Origin of the sequence: Formosa sejongensis (genome assembly GCF_033447105.1) — a bacterium.
Lineage (GTDB): Bacteria > Bacteroidota > Bacteroidia > Flavobacteriales > Flavobacteriaceae > Formosa.
The window spans coordinates 352,163-367,528 of the sequence record NZ_JAWQUN010000002.1 but is presented as its reverse complement, the minus strand read 5'-3'; the positions used below and the strand labels follow the sequence as shown (position 1 = coordinate 367,528).

At 32.7% G+C, this 15,366-nt stretch carries 17 protein-coding genes; 3 read left to right on the top strand and 14 right to left on the bottom strand.

What is annotated here, in order from left to right; genetic code table 11:
- Positions 1 to 39: 39 nt before the first annotated feature.
- From R6X41_RS03950 to R6X41_RS03885, 14 genes are all read right to left on the bottom strand, one after another.
- Positions 40 to 342, bottom strand: coding sequence for a type II toxin-antitoxin system RelE/ParE family toxin (locus R6X41_RS03950; protein ID WP_318497644.1), 303 nt, complete (start codon positions 340 to 342; stop codon positions 40 to 42).
- A complete protein-coding gene (locus R6X41_RS03945; protein ID WP_318497642.1) occupies positions 343 to 564 on the bottom strand; it encodes a hypothetical protein in 222 nt (73 codons plus the stop codon).
- Between the two features lie 89 nt (positions 565 to 653).
- Positions 654 to 1,658, bottom strand: a complete 1,005-nt coding sequence (gene meaB, locus R6X41_RS03940) for a methylmalonyl Co-A mutase-associated GTPase MeaB (RefSeq protein WP_318497641.1) — start codon at positions 1,656 to 1,658, stop codon at positions 654 to 656.
- A gap of 214 nt (positions 1,659 to 1,872) precedes the next feature.
- Positions 1,873 to 3,363: a cellulose synthase family protein gene (locus tag R6X41_RS03935; protein ID WP_318497640.1), complete on the bottom strand. Its 1,491-nt coding sequence runs from the start codon at positions 3,361 to 3,363 to the stop codon at positions 1,873 to 1,875.
- The gene (locus tag R6X41_RS03930) at positions 3,360 to 4,052 is read right to left on the bottom strand and encodes a glycosyltransferase family 2 protein (RefSeq protein WP_318497638.1); all 693 of its coding nucleotides are present in this window, start codon (positions 4,050 to 4,052) and stop codon (positions 3,360 to 3,362) included. Before R6X41_RS03930 ends, R6X41_RS03935 begins: the two co-directional genes overlap by 4 nt.
- A 244-nt stretch (positions 4,053 to 4,296) precedes the next feature.
- Positions 4,297 to 5,835, bottom strand: a complete 1,539-nt coding sequence (locus tag R6X41_RS03925; protein WP_318497636.1) for a carboxypeptidase-like regulatory domain-containing protein — start codon at positions 5,833 to 5,835, stop codon at positions 4,297 to 4,299.
- Positions 5,836 to 5,911: 76 nt separating this feature from the next.
- Positions 5,912 to 6,613 carry a TIGR04283 family arsenosugar biosynthesis glycosyltransferase gene (locus tag R6X41_RS03920; protein WP_318497634.1) on the bottom strand — a complete coding sequence of 234 codons (702 nt, stop codon included), beginning with the start codon at positions 6,611 to 6,613 and terminating at the stop codon, positions 5,912 to 5,914.
- Entirely contained in the window at positions 6,606 to 7,304 is a 699-nt protein-coding gene (locus R6X41_RS03915) for a DUF547 domain-containing protein (RefSeq protein WP_318497632.1), read from the bottom strand. Before R6X41_RS03915 ends, R6X41_RS03920 begins: the two co-directional genes overlap by 8 nt.
- Complete coding sequence (locus tag R6X41_RS03910) at positions 7,297 to 8,187, bottom strand: sterol desaturase family protein (protein WP_318497630.1); 891 nt, start codon at positions 8,185 to 8,187, stop codon at positions 7,297 to 7,299. The genes R6X41_RS03915 and R6X41_RS03910 overlap by 8 nt, the downstream gene beginning before the upstream one ends.
- A gap of 44 nt (positions 8,188 to 8,231) precedes the next feature.
- A complete protein-coding gene (arsM, locus tag R6X41_RS03905) occupies positions 8,232 to 9,200 on the bottom strand; it encodes an arsenosugar biosynthesis arsenite methyltransferase ArsM (protein ID WP_318497628.1) in 969 nt (322 codons plus the stop codon).
- Between the two features lie 2 nt (positions 9,201 to 9,202).
- Entirely contained in the window at positions 9,203 to 10,015 is an 813-nt protein-coding gene (locus tag R6X41_RS03900) for a purine-nucleoside phosphorylase (protein ID WP_318497626.1), read from the bottom strand.
- Complete coding sequence (locus R6X41_RS03895) at positions 10,008 to 10,685, bottom strand: TIGR04282 family arsenosugar biosynthesis glycosyltransferase (RefSeq protein ID WP_318497624.1); 678 nt, start codon at positions 10,683 to 10,685, stop codon at positions 10,008 to 10,010. The genes R6X41_RS03900 and R6X41_RS03895 overlap by 8 nt, the downstream gene beginning before the upstream one ends.
- A gap of 33 nt (positions 10,686 to 10,718) precedes the next feature.
- Positions 10,719 to 11,774: an arsenosugar biosynthesis radical SAM (seleno)protein ArsS gene (gene arsS / locus R6X41_RS03890; protein ID WP_318497801.1), complete on the bottom strand. Its 1,056-nt coding sequence runs from the start codon at positions 11,772 to 11,774 to the stop codon at positions 10,719 to 10,721.
- 93 nt (positions 11,775 to 11,867) lie between these two features.
- Positions 11,868 to 12,203, bottom strand: a complete 336-nt coding sequence (locus R6X41_RS03885; RefSeq protein WP_318497622.1) for an arsenosugar biosynthesis-associated peroxidase-like protein — start codon at positions 12,201 to 12,203, stop codon at positions 11,868 to 11,870.
- Between the two features lie 167 nt (positions 12,204 to 12,370).
- On the opposite strand from R6X41_RS03885, the gene R6X41_RS03880 reads away from it, so the two are divergent.
- The 3 genes from R6X41_RS03880 (at position 12,371) to R6X41_RS03870 (ending at position 15,365) form a co-directional block, all read left to right on the top strand.
- A complete protein-coding gene (locus R6X41_RS03880; protein WP_318497620.1) occupies positions 12,371 to 13,612 on the top strand; it encodes a cation:proton antiporter in 1,242 nt (413 codons plus the stop codon).
- 196 nt (positions 13,613 to 13,808) lie between these two features.
- On the top strand, positions 13,809 to 14,717 hold the full coding sequence (locus R6X41_RS03875; protein ID WP_318497618.1) for a mechanosensitive ion channel family protein: 909 nt from the start codon (positions 13,809 to 13,811) through the stop codon (positions 14,715 to 14,717).
- A gap of 69 nt (positions 14,718 to 14,786) precedes the next feature.
- Complete coding sequence (locus tag R6X41_RS03870; protein ID WP_318497616.1) at positions 14,787 to 15,365, top strand: hypothetical protein; 579 nt, start codon at positions 14,787 to 14,789, stop codon at positions 15,363 to 15,365.
- Position 15,366 lies beyond the last annotated feature (1 nt).

The following is a 15,366-nucleotide window of genomic DNA, read 5'->3' as shown; positions in this document are numbered from 1 at the left end:
AATTTTTTGATTTAAATTCAATATCCATCACGTGGAGCGTTATGTTTCTTTGCGTAGTTTTTTAGGATTTTGTCTTGTGTCAAATATAGTTACTACATTAATTTGACTTGATGTAAATCGATAATACAAAGTGGTCTGTTTTGTTATTACACATTTTCTCAGTCCTTTTCCTTTTTTAGATTCAGGAAATAATTCAGGTTGAGCTTTTATGTTTTCTAGCGATGAGTCTAATTTTTTTATGAATTCATTTTTAGCGGATACAGACCAATTATCAATCAAATACTTGAAAAGAGATTCTAATTTCTTTTCCGCTGTTTTTGATATGATAATTTCTCTATTCAATTATCTGTGCTTTTGCATGAAAGATTCGTAATCTGTCACTTCTCCATTTTTGATTTCTAAAGATGCCTTTTCTATTTCTTTAATCTGCTCTGAAGATAATTCATCCCAAAAATCAGAAGTTTTATTTTTATTAAAAATCTGTTTAATAGATTCAATTATTTTCGGATTCTCTGTATCCAAAAGCATTTTAACTAACTGTATTTTTTCCGCTTGAATATCCATTAGATTTTGTTTATACTCAAAAATAACAATTTTAGCTTGAATTATTATTTGGTAATCAGTTTTTTGTGATAAGTTAAACGTATAGTGCTTTACATACTCTTCTTAAAAGTCTCCATGATATGTTGTGCAGCTTTTACGGGAGATACTTTTGAGGTAATAACATCAGTTTCTAAAGCAGAAAGTTTGCTTTTCATATGTGGAGTGCCGTAGAATAAATGTTTTAACTCTTCGTTGATGTTGTTATACATCCATTTAATTTTTTGCTGATTTCTGTTCTCGTCGAAATAACCATTTTGTAGTACAAGTTCTTTGTATTTTAAAACGTTTTCCCAAACGGTATCTATTCCCGTGTTTTTTGTTGAAGATGCCTTCGTTACGACTGGTGTCCAACCTGAATCTGGCTGCGGAAAAATGTGTAAGGCATTTTGATATTGCAATCTTGCCATTTCACTTTTTTTAATATTATCGCCGTCTGCTTTGTTAATAACAACCATATCGGCCATTTCCATAATACCTTTCTTGATGCCTTGAAGTTCGTCTCCAGCTCCTGAAAGCATTAAAAGCAAGAAGAAATCGGTCATGCCATGAACAGCAGTTTCCGATTGTCCAACACCAACAGTTTCTACTAGAATAATATCGTAACCAGACGCTTCGCAAAGGAGCATGGTTTCACCTGTTTTATTAGCAACGCCACCAAGTGTATCGCCAGTTGAAGAGGGACGGATATAAGCATTTTCGTTATTACTTAATTCTTCCATTCGGGTTTTGTCGCCTAGAATACTCCCTTTTGATCGTTGACTACTTGGGTCTATGGATAAGATTGCAACCTTGAAATTTAGATTGGTTAAGTGTTTTCCAAATGCTTCTATAAATGTGCTTTTACCAACACCAGGGACACCTGTAATTCCAATTCGGATGGAGTTTCCAGAATAGGGTAGAATAGATTGTATAATTTGTTTTGCTAAGATTTTGTCGCTTTCTAAATTGCTTTCTATAATAGTAATAGCTCTGGAAAGAATAACACGACTGCCACTTAAAACACCATCTATATACTCTTGGGCTGTTAACCTTTTTTTGCGTTTATATACTTTCATCTTGTAACTGTAAATAAATAACTTAACTGTGTGTTATCTTGTATTACAAAGATACTTATAAAGCCAAAAAGCACCACGAATACCCTGTTGTTTTTTATGTAAACAAGATGGTATTTGTGGTGCTTTTGCGTTAGTGATTGCAGCGGATATCCTTTTGCTCTTTTGCAAAAGATTATAGCGGAAAGCACGACCCATAGGGTAACGCCCAAATTATTTATACTTTAGAAGTTAAAGACGTAACAAATACATATCCGAAACCTAAAAATAACATTAGGTGAAAAGGAAATAGTCCGAAATCACCACCTTGGTCTCCAACAACAAATGCACTGTACATTCCGAATGCGAAATACAACGTAAGTAGACCTTCGAAAATGACATTTACAGAGATGTTTTTCTTGATGTATTTATTGCCTTTCCAGCTGTCTTTAAGGTTATTGATGTTGAATTTTGGTGTACGTACAAATTCGCTTCGTTTTCCTAAATGACCTTCTAAAACAGCAATAGAGTTATGTAATGAAAAGCCCATTGCTACTGTAAAGAATGTGAAAAACATACCAATATATTTAATGAAGTTTTTTATACCACCACCATAAATATTTTTATACATAAACCAATAGCAAATAAAGAAAATAACGCTACTTACCACGAAGAAACTCATAATGTAAAAATATGGTTTTAAGTGTGCATATTCGTTTTTAATATATAGCATTGGGATACTTAAAACAGCCACGATAAATACGTTTAAAAACATAGTGCTGTTTAATAAATGTAGGACACCGTGAACTTTAGTTTTTCCAGAAATATTATCGGATTTTAACACACGCCAAAGCATTTTTCTGAAATTTTCTGCACCACCTTTATTCCAACGGAATTGTTGAGAACGGGCAGCACTAATAACTACAGGAAGTTCGGCAGGAGTTTCTACATCTTCAAGATATTTAAATTTCCAGTTTTTAAGTTGGGCACGGTAACTTAAATCTAAGTCTTCTGTAAGGGTGTCGCCTTCCCAGTTTCCAGCATCTAGGATACAGGCTTTACGCCAAACACCAGCAGTACCGTTAAAGTTTATAAAATGTTCTTTACTATTTCTACCTACTTGTTCTAGTGTAAAATGTGCATCTAAAGCGAAGGCTTGAATTCTTGTAAGTAAAGAATATTCGCGGTTTATATGGCCCCAACGTGTTTGAACAACTCCAATATTTCTGTCTTTAAAATACGGAAGTGTACGCAGTAACCAATCGGATTCCGGTAAAAAATCGGCATCGAAAATGGCGATAAATTCACCTTTTGCAATTTCTAACCCTTCTTTTAAAGCACCTGCTTTAAATCCGCTACGGTTTGTTCTTGTAATATGTGTAATATCTAATCCAGTTGCTCTTAATTTTTCGACATGAGCAGAAGTCGTTTGTACTGTTTCGTCTGTAGAATCGTCTAACACTTGAATTTCCAATTTATGCTTTGGATAATTCATTAATGCAATGTTTTCTAACAAACGGTCCATTACATACATTTCGTTAAAAACGGGTAATTGAATCGTTACTTTTGGCAGTTCATTTTCCTTAGAAATATCCAATGGTGGCAAATGGGTATCTGTCTTATGTGCAGAAAGGTAATTTAATAATAAGTTCAACTGTGCTAAAGCATATACGAATATTAATGCTAGAGATGTTGAATAGATGGCAATTATAATAATTTCTAATATCATTTTTTAAAGCTATATTTAAAAATCCAATAAAGTATTTTTATGCCTGCAAATATAGCACCTTTAATAGTTCCTGATACTTTTGAAACACCAATTCTATTACGATATTTTACAGGAATTTCACGATAGGTAAAAGATTGCTTTAAAACCTTCAATTGCATCTCGACAGTCCAACCGTAGGTCTTATCTAACATGTTTAACATCAGTAGTTTATCGTATTTTATTGCGCGAAACGGACCTAAATCTGTAAATGTTGAATTAAAAAATAATCGCATTAAAAAAGTCGCTAACCAGTTTCCGAATTCTTGTGGAACTGTCATAGAACCCTTTTCTCGAAGGTTTTTCGTACGCGCGCCTACTACAAAATCTATATTTTCTTCTAGGATAGGGAAAATAATCTCTGTTAATTGTTCTGGGTAATCACTATAATCGCCATCTAAAAAGACAATAATGTCTGGTTTTTTAGCTTGTTTAGAGATGTAATCCATGCCTTTTAAGCACGCGTAACCATAACCTTTATTTGTTTCGGTTAAAACGGTTGCTCCTGCTTGTATAGCATTTTCAATAGTCCCGTCTGTGGAATTATTGTTAACGACAATAACTTCGTCTACACTATTGGGTAAATCGTGTATAACTTTGCCTATGGAATCGGCTTCATTATACGCCGGAATAATAACTTTAATTATGGACATATTAGTGTTTCAAAATAAAAGATGCAAAAGTAATTACTTATTCGGATTTGCTTTCTTTTTTTAAATTCTTCTTGTTGAGGTAGGATAAAATGTGAACATAAATATCACAAAGACCATTTTATAAAAGAATGATCTTATATAAAATGGTCTTTGTGGCACTTACTATAATACAGTTTTCTATTTCTGTTTAATACCCATACAACATCAATTGTAGTCTATGTAAAGTATAAAACCTTTCAATATTTTAATTTTCTTCTATTTCAATACTTTTAAAGGCTTTTATTGCTTTATTAGGTTCTATAATATTGTAACCTTTCCAGAACTCAGGATCATATTCTGGAAGATAAATGGGTTTAACTTGCGCTTTTTCTTTGAAGGCATTAAAGTCGGCTTCTGTAATATTTTCATTTTCAAAAACTACCATTTCTCTTTTATAATGATTTGAAGCTATAAAATTAATATCGGCAGAAAGTTCATTTTGCTTTCTACGGCCTTTTACATTTTTGTTTTTCTCAATAATTTTAAGAGGTCTGTCTATTCCTACTTTATCTGCTGTTTCAATTTCGGCATATTTTAAACTGTAAGAATCTGCACTGTTTTTTGCGTAGATTAAACTTCCTCGTCGTAAGTAAACGTCTAGCGAAACACCTAAAAGTTTAAATGTTTTTATTGATTTTACATTTTTAAAATCGATTCTTATAATTGCAAAATCGTCGGTATTTATATATAAAATACCTTTATAGTCTTCGCTTCTTTTGGGTTTAAAAGCAATTTTATAAACATATTGATCGTTTAAAAAAGAGTAGTCTAAAAGTTCGAATTCGTATCTACTAGATTTATGAATACAGTTTAAGCTAGACTTCTCATCAACAAAGCTATTTCTTTCAACACTGTTAATCATGCGTTTTCTATACTTTAAGAAATTCTTTTTCTTGTCTTCTTCTTTCTTTTTTTCTGCTTCTAAAAAAGCGTCTGTTTTTTCGTTGGTTTCATCTTTAAAGAATGAAGAATCTATGTCTTCTTTTGTTCCAAATAAACCTGATTTGATTTTAAAATAAGAATCGCGTTTAACATGTTTTTTAAGAATGTCATTCAGCTTTTTTTCATAGGCTTCAAATGTCATTTCGTTATTTTTGTCGTAAAGTTCTGAAGCTTTTAAAATATCTAATTTAACAACAGTATCATTCTCTGTCTCGGTTTTATTCTTGTATAATTCACCTAAAATTTCTGTGTATTGATAAGATTCCAAAGGGATGTCCTTTAAAATACTATCGGTTAATTCCTGATTAAATTCTGGAATTGTAGATGCTTTAATTTTAACCCATTTTCTAAGAATAGTAGAGCCATAAGTTTCTCTGAAAAATAGTTTGCTTTTCTCGTAGCTAACGGTGTAGTTTTTTTCTAAATTTTCTTCTGCCTTTTCAATTATTTCTTCAACAGTGTAATTTTTATTGAATAGCATCACTTCATTTAATTCAATAGATTTTGGTTTTAAGTACACCAAACTATCTTGAAATGTTTTAGCTGCTAACTGTTTAGATTCATAGCCTAAACAACTAAAAAATAAAGAATCTTGTTCTGTAATTGGCGTGTTTATGTGAAGCTGAAATTGCCCAACATCGTTACTTATTACGCCAGTCGAATTGTTGTAAGAAATCGTAGCATACAAAATTGGAGCCTGATTTGTAGAATCTAAAACTCTAGCATGAATTTTGGTTTGAGCAATTACAGATGAAGAATAAAGTAAAAAGAAAATTAGGATTGAAAAGTAGTGGTGTTTCATATTAGCAATTTTTTGTGAAAATAGAATATTACACGAAACGATTGCTGTCCTTTAAAAAATTATTAAGTAAAATTTATTATTTTTTAACACTTATATGGTTTAAATAGTAGTTATAAAGTGTTTTAGGAGAAGAACCCAACCTATATTTTAAATGGATAACTGAAAAATGATAATGCAAAGTCCAGATGCCATTTTCCTGATATCGTCGTGCAGAAGTGGTTAGTTTTTTTTGAATAACAGCAAAGTTAGTCACATTATATATGCCATTTATAAAATGATTGTCTTCGTAAATTATATAATCCTCGTTATAACCTCCAAGAGTATCGAAAAGAGTTTTGGTTATAAATAAACTTTGGTCACCACCACGACTTATTTTCCAACTAAACTGTGTAAACCAACCTGCTAATTTTAATAACCAATGCGAGGATTTAAACGCCATTTTAAAGCAACCAGCTTGGGTTTTGGAATTCATAGTTTCAATAATATAATTATCGAAATTTTTAGGAGGAAAAGAGTCGGCGTGAAGAAAATATAGAATGTTACCTTTGGCATATTTAGCGCCTAAATTCATTTGTTTTGCACGTCCTCTTTCTGAATGCAGAAGTTTTACTTCAGTAAATCTACTTACTATATTTTGTGTGCCATCGGTACTCCCACCATCAATAATTATTATTTCTATACTGTTATTTAAAGATAAATTTTTTAATAGATATGGAATTAACTCCTGAAGATTTTTAGCTTCATTTAAAACAGGTATTAGGATTGAAAAACTATTCATTTAGATCCCAATTATAATCTAAATAAGAAATACGTTCTGAAGGCCCAATTTTAGTTTTGGCATAGGTGTTAATAAATTGAACTAATGTACCATCTGTTTCAAAATCACCAGAAAACCATTTGAATATTTTAGACAATTTAATTGTCCCTGGCGTTAGCTGATTTTTGTTAGAATTAATAAATGTCGAAGCAGCGAGGTCTAATTGCGTATTTAATTGATTTGCAGTATACGCTTCATTCCTTAATTTAGGACATGATTCTGATGCACAAACGATGGCAAAATGGATCCTAGGCTGGCCTAGTTTTCTTAGTATATCGTGTTCTATATTTCCTAATGAATACGTTTTGTTGTTTATGGAAATAAATTCTTTATCCCAAGGATTGCTAATATTCTTTATGCTTTTAAGAGGATAATTATCGATTATAAGTTTTATTGTAAACGCATTGTAGGCATTAATCCAGAAGGCTAAAGTTTCATTTTTAGACCAACTAGAACTTGGTTTGCTATTAGAAAGAATATCTAAATAGGCGTTTAAATTTTCAGGATGCTGCTTTATGTTTTTATAATTAACATGTCCGTTTTGGTCTACATTTTCGTTTAAAAAAGTGGTCCAAAGTGTGTGATTTATTTCTTGTGCAAAAAGTGATGTTGAACAACATATTAGAACTGCAACTATTATATTTTTAATCATGGTGTCTTTTTAAGGGATATAGTTCTTGGTCAATAAAATGTTTCGGGAAATGCTCGTCGCCTTCAAACCCCAATTCAATATCTTTTCCGTTATGCGGAATGTAATCTGTTTTAAATAAATAATCCCAAATACTCAAAGTGATACCATAATTTGCTCCGTATTTTGAAGTTGGAGGTAATTCTTTAGCATGATGCCAAATATGCATTTTAGGATTGTTTAAAATATATTTAAATGGACCGTAATTCCATCCTAGATTCGCATGGTTTAAATGCCCGATTGTAATTGCAAAAAAGTGAACAAAAGCCACATCCTGAGCATCGAAACCTCCAATTATAGCAATAGGAACATATAATAACGATTTGTAAACTACCGGTTCCATCCAATGATAACGTAAATGTGCTGCAAACCCCATTTCTTTTACGGAATGGTGTACTTTGTGAAAATTCCAAAGCATAGGAACGTGGTGTAATAATCTATGCGTATTCCATTGTACAAAATCGCTAACTATAAAAAAGATAAATAAGCCGAATGCTTTAGGTAATTTGGAGATGTTTAAAACTTGAAAATTTTCTAGCGACATTCCGAATATAGAAAGTATGTCGTTAAATAATTCAGCTACGGTATTAGATAAAGCTATGAGGATAATTAAATTCAAAAGAAAAAAATTGAAGAACATATAAAACGTATCCAACCAAAAATCTTTTCTAAAAATAGCCTGATTTTTACGCCAAGGAAATGCAATTTCCAAACCCCAAACCACTAACGAAATAACAATTAAACCGTAGAAGTAATTATCCCAATGGTTTACCGAAATTAGTTCATGTTTTAAATATCGCCAATAGCCAGAATAGGAGTTTTGGATTATGTCTATATACTTGTCCATAAATTAAATAAAATCACTAGTGGGATGTTATAAAAAGGAGGTACTTAACAGCAACCTCCTCCATCGTAATGAAACGTAGATTCTGATATAAAAATATCGTCTCTTTTAAGATCTTGTAATGCTTGAGCCGTTTTGTCACAAATAGACAATGGCTGATTTTTAACTAAAATATGGCCGGCATTGTCATCGAAATAGTCGTTCTTACCATAAAAAATCGCAGCTTTCCCTGTAAATATACAAGGTCCATATTTAGGCATTGGATCTTTTATAGCAGCGACTTCAATAGATTCAATGTAGATTAATGTATCTGTGTCATAGTGTTTCGGGTCTAAAATACGGTATGGTTTTCTCGCACGAATTTCGATAGTTCCAAAACCAGCATCTGTTAGCATTTTAATATATTCGGCAATAGGAATACTTCCGCTTAAACATAAGGCACGTAAACGGTCGTCGTTTCGTAAAGCATCATTCATAGGCTGTTCACAAGTAGGATCGCTCATAACTAACTTGCCATGAGGTTTTAAAACACGGTACATTTCGGCAATAGCTTGTTTTAAATCTTCAGCTTTAAAAATATTAAATAAGCAGTTTTGAGCAGCCACATTAATGGTGTTGTCTTCTATAGGAAGTTGTAAAGCATTTCCTTTTTTTAAGGTTACAAACTCACTTTTAAACCACGGATTTAGGGTTTCGGCTTCTTTAAAATTAATTCTCGAAGCTTCTAACATTTCATCAACCACATCAATACCAATTACACCGCCTGCTGTTCTGTTAAAGTAAGAAAACTGCAGCAGTTCCATCCCACCACCAACACCCACATAAAGTATGGTTGGATTGTTTGTAAGATCGCGAGCATGAACAGTACTTCCGCAGCCATAATTCATGTCTTGCATGATGCGCGGAATTTTTAAACCCGGTAATTCCCAAATAGGATTTGTGGTGCAACATAATCCAACATCAGGAGTCAAGGCTGCGTCCTTATAAACGTTGTATGTAGTATCGAGGTAGCTCAAAACTAAAGTGTTTTTATAAGTTCTTTAAAGAGTGTAATCATTTTTGGTTCTGCTTGTTCTGCAATCGCAATAATATCGCTTATATCTACGGGTTGTAAATTTTCTGGGTCGCCTTTATCTGTAATTACAGAAACGGCAGCTACTTTTAGTTTTAAGTGATTGGCAACAATAATTTCGGGAACGGTACTCATTCCTACAGCATCGGCGCCTAAAATTTTAAGCATTTTGTATTCTGCACGCGTCTCTAATTGAGGACCTAACATACTTGCATAAACACCTTCGTGCAATGTAATGTCGTGTGCTTTGGCTATGCTTTTAAATTTAGCGTTAATTTCTTTATCGTAAGGGGCACTCATATCGGCAAATCGTTCGCCAAGTTTGGATACACCTTTAAACGCTAGTGGAGAACCACCAAGTAAATTAATATGGTCGTCTATTAGCATTAAATCACCTTTTTCGTAATCTAAATTTACTGCTCCAGATGCATTAGATACTAAAAGGGTATGAATTCCTAATTGATTCATAATACGAACAGGGTAGGTGATGTCTTGTAATGTATAGCCTTCGTATAAATGAAAACGGCCTTGCATAACAATTACTTTCTTGCCTTCTAATTCTCCATAGATTAATTTTCCTTTATGAAATTCTACAGTTGCAGTTGGGAAATATGGAATTTGATTATAACTCACTTCATGAATAATAGAAATGTCTTCTAATAATTTTCCTAATCCAGTGCCTAGAATAATTCCTATTTCAGGTTTGTCGAAGCCTTTGTTTTGTAAATATTCTGTAGTTTCGTTTATATATTTAATCATGATATATGCTGTATTTTTTAAGTTGAGGGTAATCCTTTATATCTTCAAATGTATCGATATCATTTAATTCTTCAAGTAAATAAACCGATTTGTTAGTTAAGTTTTTAAGTGTATCTTCAAGAACAGTCGCAGTTCCCCAAGATTTGTTTTCAAATAAATCGCGCTGTAATGTTTTTATTCCTAATAAATAATAACCACCATCTAATGCTGGGCCAATAACCACATCGTGATACTCTAGTTTATTGAATGCATCGTTAATAATTTCTGTAGTAAGGTCTAAAATATCACTTCCAATAATAATGATTTTCTGATAATTATTTTGAAATAAATCAGAAAAAGCATGATGCATACGTTCGCCTAAATCTTCGCCTTGTTGTAGCTTTTTTCTGAAATTATTATCGTCCCAAGTGTCGTTTTTATGAATATGTTCGGAGTAAAACACAAATTTGTCAGCGTTTACGCCTTCCGAAATTTTAGCAGTGTGCTGTAAAAGTGTCCTGTAAATATCTAAAGCATTTTCATCTCCAATAGTTTTTGCTAAACGTGTTTTGCATTTACCCAATTCTGGATTTCGAGCAAAAATAATTAGTGCTTTTTTAGAGGTTGGAAAATGAAATGTTGCAATAGCTTCATCGTCGTTTTCTTGATCGTTAGAGGTGAAAAATCCCATATTTTAAAAGTAAATATTAAAATGAATAAAAAATTAGGCTACGCTACCCTGGCAACTACTTCCTGCGCCTGCTGTACAACCATAACAATGCTGAGAGGTTACAATTGCCCTGCCATTTAGTAGGTCTTCATTATATTCAGAAATGTGTTTCACGTTGCTGTTTACAGGTAGTTCTAACATTTGGTTGAAATCGCAATCGTATAAAAAACCATCCCAACTTATAGATAAGGTATTAATGCACATCACGCTTGCTGCAGCTTGCGGATTGTATGCATCTACCAAGGCATACATATAATCTTCGTAATTTTCTGAAGCAATTAAATAATCTAGAAAACGACTAACAGGTAGGTTTGTAATCGCAAATAATTGATGAAATTGGATGCCAAAATCGTCTAATAACGCATGTTTGAAATCCTTTTCCATAGCCACCTGATTTCCTGGTAAAAAGGCTCCCGACGGATTATAAACTAAATCTAATTTTAAATGGCTTCCCGGCATACCATATCCAACGGCATTTAAATCTTTTAAAGCTTGGATAGACTGACTAAAAACACCTTTTCCGCGCTGTTTGTCTGTTTTTCCTTGGGTCCAATGTGGCATAGAACTTACCACATGAATGTTGTGCTTTTTGAAAAATTCGGGTAAATCGTGATGCTTTTTATTGGCACGAATAATTGTTAAGTTAGACCGTACAATAAAATCTTTTATTCCTGCTTTAGATGCTTCTTCAACAAACCATCTAAAATTAGGATTCATTTCTGGAGCACCGCCTGTTAAATCTAAAGTGTGTGCTTTGGTGGTTTTTATAACTTCCAGACATTGCTGCATGGTTTCTCGCGTCATAATTTCTTTGCGATCTGGACCAGCGTCTACATGGCAATGTTCGCAGACTTGATTACACATATAACCAACATTAATTTGAAGAATTTCTAAAGTGTTAGCAGTTAATGGCGCAATCCCAGTTTCCGATAATTTGGTTTTAAAGGTTGGTAATTCGCCGTTTTTAAAGATGCCATTCGATAGATAATCTAATTGTTGCTGACTTTGTGCTAATTTATTATTGCGTTTATGAAGTGATTGTTGGGTCATGTGTGTTCTCGTAAATGATAATGTTATAGTCACCTTGAAGATGTTCCAAAGTTTCATCGTAATGTGTCTATTTCTAATTGTTTTAAGGAATAACTACATCTCTAATTTATTAACTTTATTCATCATTTGTACACCATGAACCAAAGATGCGCCACCACGAATGGCTGCCGAAACATGTAAAGCTTCCATCATTTCTTCTTTAGTAATCCCGCGTTGTAAAGCATCCCCTGTATATGCATCAATACAATACGGACATTGTACAGTATGAGAAACAGCCAATGCAATTAAAGATTTTTCGCGTTCAGTTAAAGCGCCTGCTTCAAATACTTTTCCGTAGTAATCAAAGAATTTCTCTCCTAATTCTTCATTCCAATCAGAGATTTTACTGAATTTTTTTAAGTCGGCGGGATCGTAATATGTTTTTTGCATGCTCTTGAAATGGTTTATTTTACACCTTTTTTATAATGTAAGCTTTAATTAAGTCGTTTGTTTTTAATTTTATTTACAGCTAATTTACGGTTTTCTGAAATTGAACCAACCAAGATCTTGTTAATCTGCATAATTATGATTTATTTTAATCTACTTAAAGACGCACCATGGATTATTTTGTAATTATTACCACACTAGTTTTTCTTTCCGCTGTTTTTGGATATATAAATGTCAGATTTTTAAAAATGCCAAATACCATTGGGTTAATGTTTATAACCTTGGTGTTTACTTTAATTGTGCTCGCTATTGCAACTATAGACAAAACCCTTTTGTTGGCAGAACGACAGTTAATTAACGAAATAGATTTCGAAACTGTATTATTAGATATTATGCTAAGTTTTATGCTTTTTGCAGGTGCTTTGCACACTAATTTCGAACAATTAAAAGTACAGCGCTGGCCTGTTTTTGTTTTTGCAACAGTGGGCACTTTATTATCTACTTTTTTAATTGGAGGTTTTATGTATGGCGTCTTGCTGTTGTTAGGGTTCGATATAGGCTTTATTTATTGTTTGCTTTTTGGTGCTTTAATATCTCCAACAGATCCTATTGCAGTGCTTGGAATTTTAAAAAAGGTTGGTGTCCCGAAAGATTTAGAAGCTAAAATTGTAGGAGAGTCATTGTTTAATGATGGCGTAGGTGTGGTGGTGTTTTTAACCCTATTTCAAATTGCAAACGCTTCTGGAGGTGGGGGTGTTCAGGTAAGTGAAGTCTTAGAATTGTTTGGTCGCGAAGTTATTGGAGGTATAATTCTCGGATTACTTTTAGGATATATAACGTACCGCTTAATGAAATCTATAGACGATTACGATATAGAAGTAATTATTACGTTGGCAACCGTTATGGTTGGGACTGTTGTTGCACAGAAATTTCATTTATCGGCACCTTTAGCTATGGTAACAGCTGGATTAGTTGTTGGGAATGATAAAGTTAGAGGTTCAGCGATGTCTAAAATTACAGAGAATTATGTCGATAAATTTTGGGAACTAGTAGACATTCTTTTAAATACCATTTTGTTCGTGTTAATAGGGATGGAGATGTTGGTTTTAGAATTTCAATGGGCATACATTTTTGCAGGTTTATTGGCTATTCCAATTGCTTTAGTAAGTAGGTATATTTCGTTATATGGGCCTATTAGTTTATTTGAAAAACGTTTAGATTTTATTCCTAAAACCAATAAAATCATGACTTGGGGAGGATTGCGAGGTGGAATTTCCATCGCATTAGCTTTAAGTTTAACGTCGGATATGCACAGGGAATTGTTTCTTGTAATAACGTATATGATAGTCGTGTTTTCTATTTTAGTTCAGGGCTTAACGTTAAGCACGCTTGTAAAACGATTAATTAAATAGAACGTTTGTTGTAGGTGTTTTAATGCTGAAAGTTGATTGTATTTGATGTAATAATATGATTTTGAGAAACCTATTTGAAGTGGTTTTATAAGGTTATTCTGATTGAGGTCATATAAAATGGATAGTGTTAAAATGGTAAGTAATATTTTTAGTAACTTATCAAACCGTAATAGGTTTTAATATAGTAAGTAGATATATGTATGAAAGATTAATAGAGGCTTGGACAAAAATGTTGGACAAGTTAGATGTGTGGTTAGATAATATTGTTACAGGGATTCCAAACCTAATAATAGCTATAGTCGTATTTTTGGCTGTATTATTTTTGTCTAAATACATAGATAAAATTGTGACCAGGGCTTTAAGTAAAAGCAGACTTCAAATTTCAATGAGAAACCTAATCTCTAAAATGGTCTCTGCTATTATTGTGTTATTCGGTCTGTTTTTAATACTTAGTATATTACAATTAGGAACATTTTTAAAATCGGCCTTAGCGGGTGCGGGAATCGTTGGTTTAGCGATTGGTTTGGCGTTGCAAGGTGCATTATCTAATTTTTATTCGGGTATAGTATTGTCGTATTTGCATTTTGTAAAATTTGGAGATTGGATAGAAAGTAATGGATATGAAGGTGAAATTACAAATATAGATTTACGTGCAGTAACCTTAAAACAAGCCGATAATAATTTAGTCTATTTGCCAAATAAAATGGTGGTAGAAAATCCGCTAAAAAATTATTCTACAACAGCACAATCGCGTGTTATTTTAGAGTGTGGTGTGCATTACGATTCCGATTTAAAATTGGTTAGAGATTTGGTAATACAAACTATAGTTAAAGAATTTGAAGCTGTAGATAGTGAGCAGAATGTGTTGTTTATGTATAAAGAATTTGCGGATAGTTCTATTAATTTTGAAACCCGTTTTTGGATTAAATCTACGTCGGCACTAGAAGTTGCCAAAGCTAAATCTGAAGCTATTATAGCAATAAAAGCGGTATTTGATGCAAACGACATTAATATTCCATTCCCAATTAGAACTTTAGATTTTCCTAAAGGATTTTTAAATGGAAACTCCGAGAGTGATATTTCGGCCGAGAAACCATTAAATTAACTGCGTGTGAAGTTCTATTTATCAAAAATCATATTCATTCTAAGTGTAATCCTGCTACAATCGCAAGCCATGTCTACAGTATTAATTTCAAAAAATCATTCAGTACCAAAATCTATTCAGAAGGAAGCAAAAATTGCTTTGTCTTTTTATCCTGAACTAGAAGATGTAGAGATTGATATCCGTTTTAAAAAGGAAATCAAGAAATCTACCATGCAAGCACAACCTCAATTTGGAAGTTTGTTAAAAGGAAAGAAGGGGAGACGTTATGTAATTTTTATCAGTAAAAAGATAAAAATTTCTGATTCAGTATTTTCAACAAAAAATATTCCTTCAAATGTTATTATTGGTTGGTTGGGCCACGAGTTGGGACATGTTTGCGATTATCAAAACCATACCAGCTTTGGTCTTATTATATTCGGATTTAAATACTTGTTTTCAGAAAAATTTATAAAAGAAGCTGAAAGAAATGCCGATTCTTTCGCGATTATTCATGGTATGGAAGATTATATTATTGCGACCAAAAATTTCATTTTGGACAATGCCAATATTCCTGATTACTATAAAAATAGAATCAAGCGCTTTTATTTGTCACCAGAAGAAATCATGCTGCTAATAGAGGAACGCGATAAAAAACTTGAAGTAGAATAAC

Bases quoted from the DNA above. Each gene is read 5' to 3' on its own strand.
- R6X41_RS03945 (WP_318497642.1), bottom strand. From the start codon at position 564: ATGGATATTCAAGCGGAAAAAATACAGTTAGTTAAAATGCTTTTGGAT.
- meaB (WP_318497641.1), bottom strand. From the start codon at position 1,658: ATGAAAGTATATAAACGCAAAAAAAGGTTAACAGCCCAAGAGTATATA.
- R6X41_RS03935 (WP_318497640.1), bottom strand. From the start codon at position 3,363: ATGATATTAGAAATTATTATAATTGCCATCTATTCAACATCTCTAGCA.
- R6X41_RS03930 (WP_318497638.1), bottom strand. From the start codon at position 4,052: ATGTCCATAATTAAAGTTATTATTCCGGCGTATAATGAAGCCGATTCC.
- R6X41_RS03925 (WP_318497636.1), bottom strand. From the start codon at position 5,835: ATGAAACACCACTACTTTTCAATCCTAATTTTCTTTTTACTTTATTCT.
- R6X41_RS03920 (WP_318497634.1), bottom strand. From the start codon at position 6,613: ATGAATAGTTTTTCAATCCTAATACCTGTTTTAAATGAAGCTAAAAAT.
- R6X41_RS03915 (WP_318497632.1), bottom strand. From the start codon at position 7,304: ATGATTAAAAATATAATAGTTGCAGTTCTAATATGTTGTTCAACATCA.
- R6X41_RS03910 (WP_318497630.1), bottom strand. From the start codon at position 8,187: ATGGACAAGTATATAGACATAATCCAAAACTCCTATTCTGGCTATTGG.
- R6X41_RS03900 (WP_318497626.1), bottom strand. From the start codon at position 10,015: ATGATTAAATATATAAACGAAACTACAGAATATTTACAAAACAAAGGC.
- R6X41_RS03895 (WP_318497624.1), bottom strand. From the start codon at position 10,685: ATGGGATTTTTCACCTCTAACGATCAAGAAAACGACGATGAAGCTATT.
- arsS (WP_318497801.1), bottom strand. From the start codon at position 11,774: ATGACCCAACAATCACTTCATAAACGCAATAATAAATTAGCACAAAGT.
- R6X41_RS03885 (WP_318497622.1), bottom strand. From the start codon at position 12,203: ATGCAAAAAACATATTACGATCCCGCCGACTTAAAAAAATTCAGTAAA.
- R6X41_RS03880 (WP_318497620.1), top strand. From the start codon at position 12,371: ATGGATTATTTTGTAATTATTACCACACTAGTTTTTCTTTCCGCTGTT.
- R6X41_RS03875 (WP_318497618.1), top strand. From the start codon at position 13,809: ATGTATGAAAGATTAATAGAGGCTTGGACAAAAATGTTGGACAAGTTA.
- R6X41_RS03870 (WP_318497616.1), top strand. From the start codon at position 14,787: ATGTCTACAGTATTAATTTCAAAAAATCATTCAGTACCAAAATCTATT.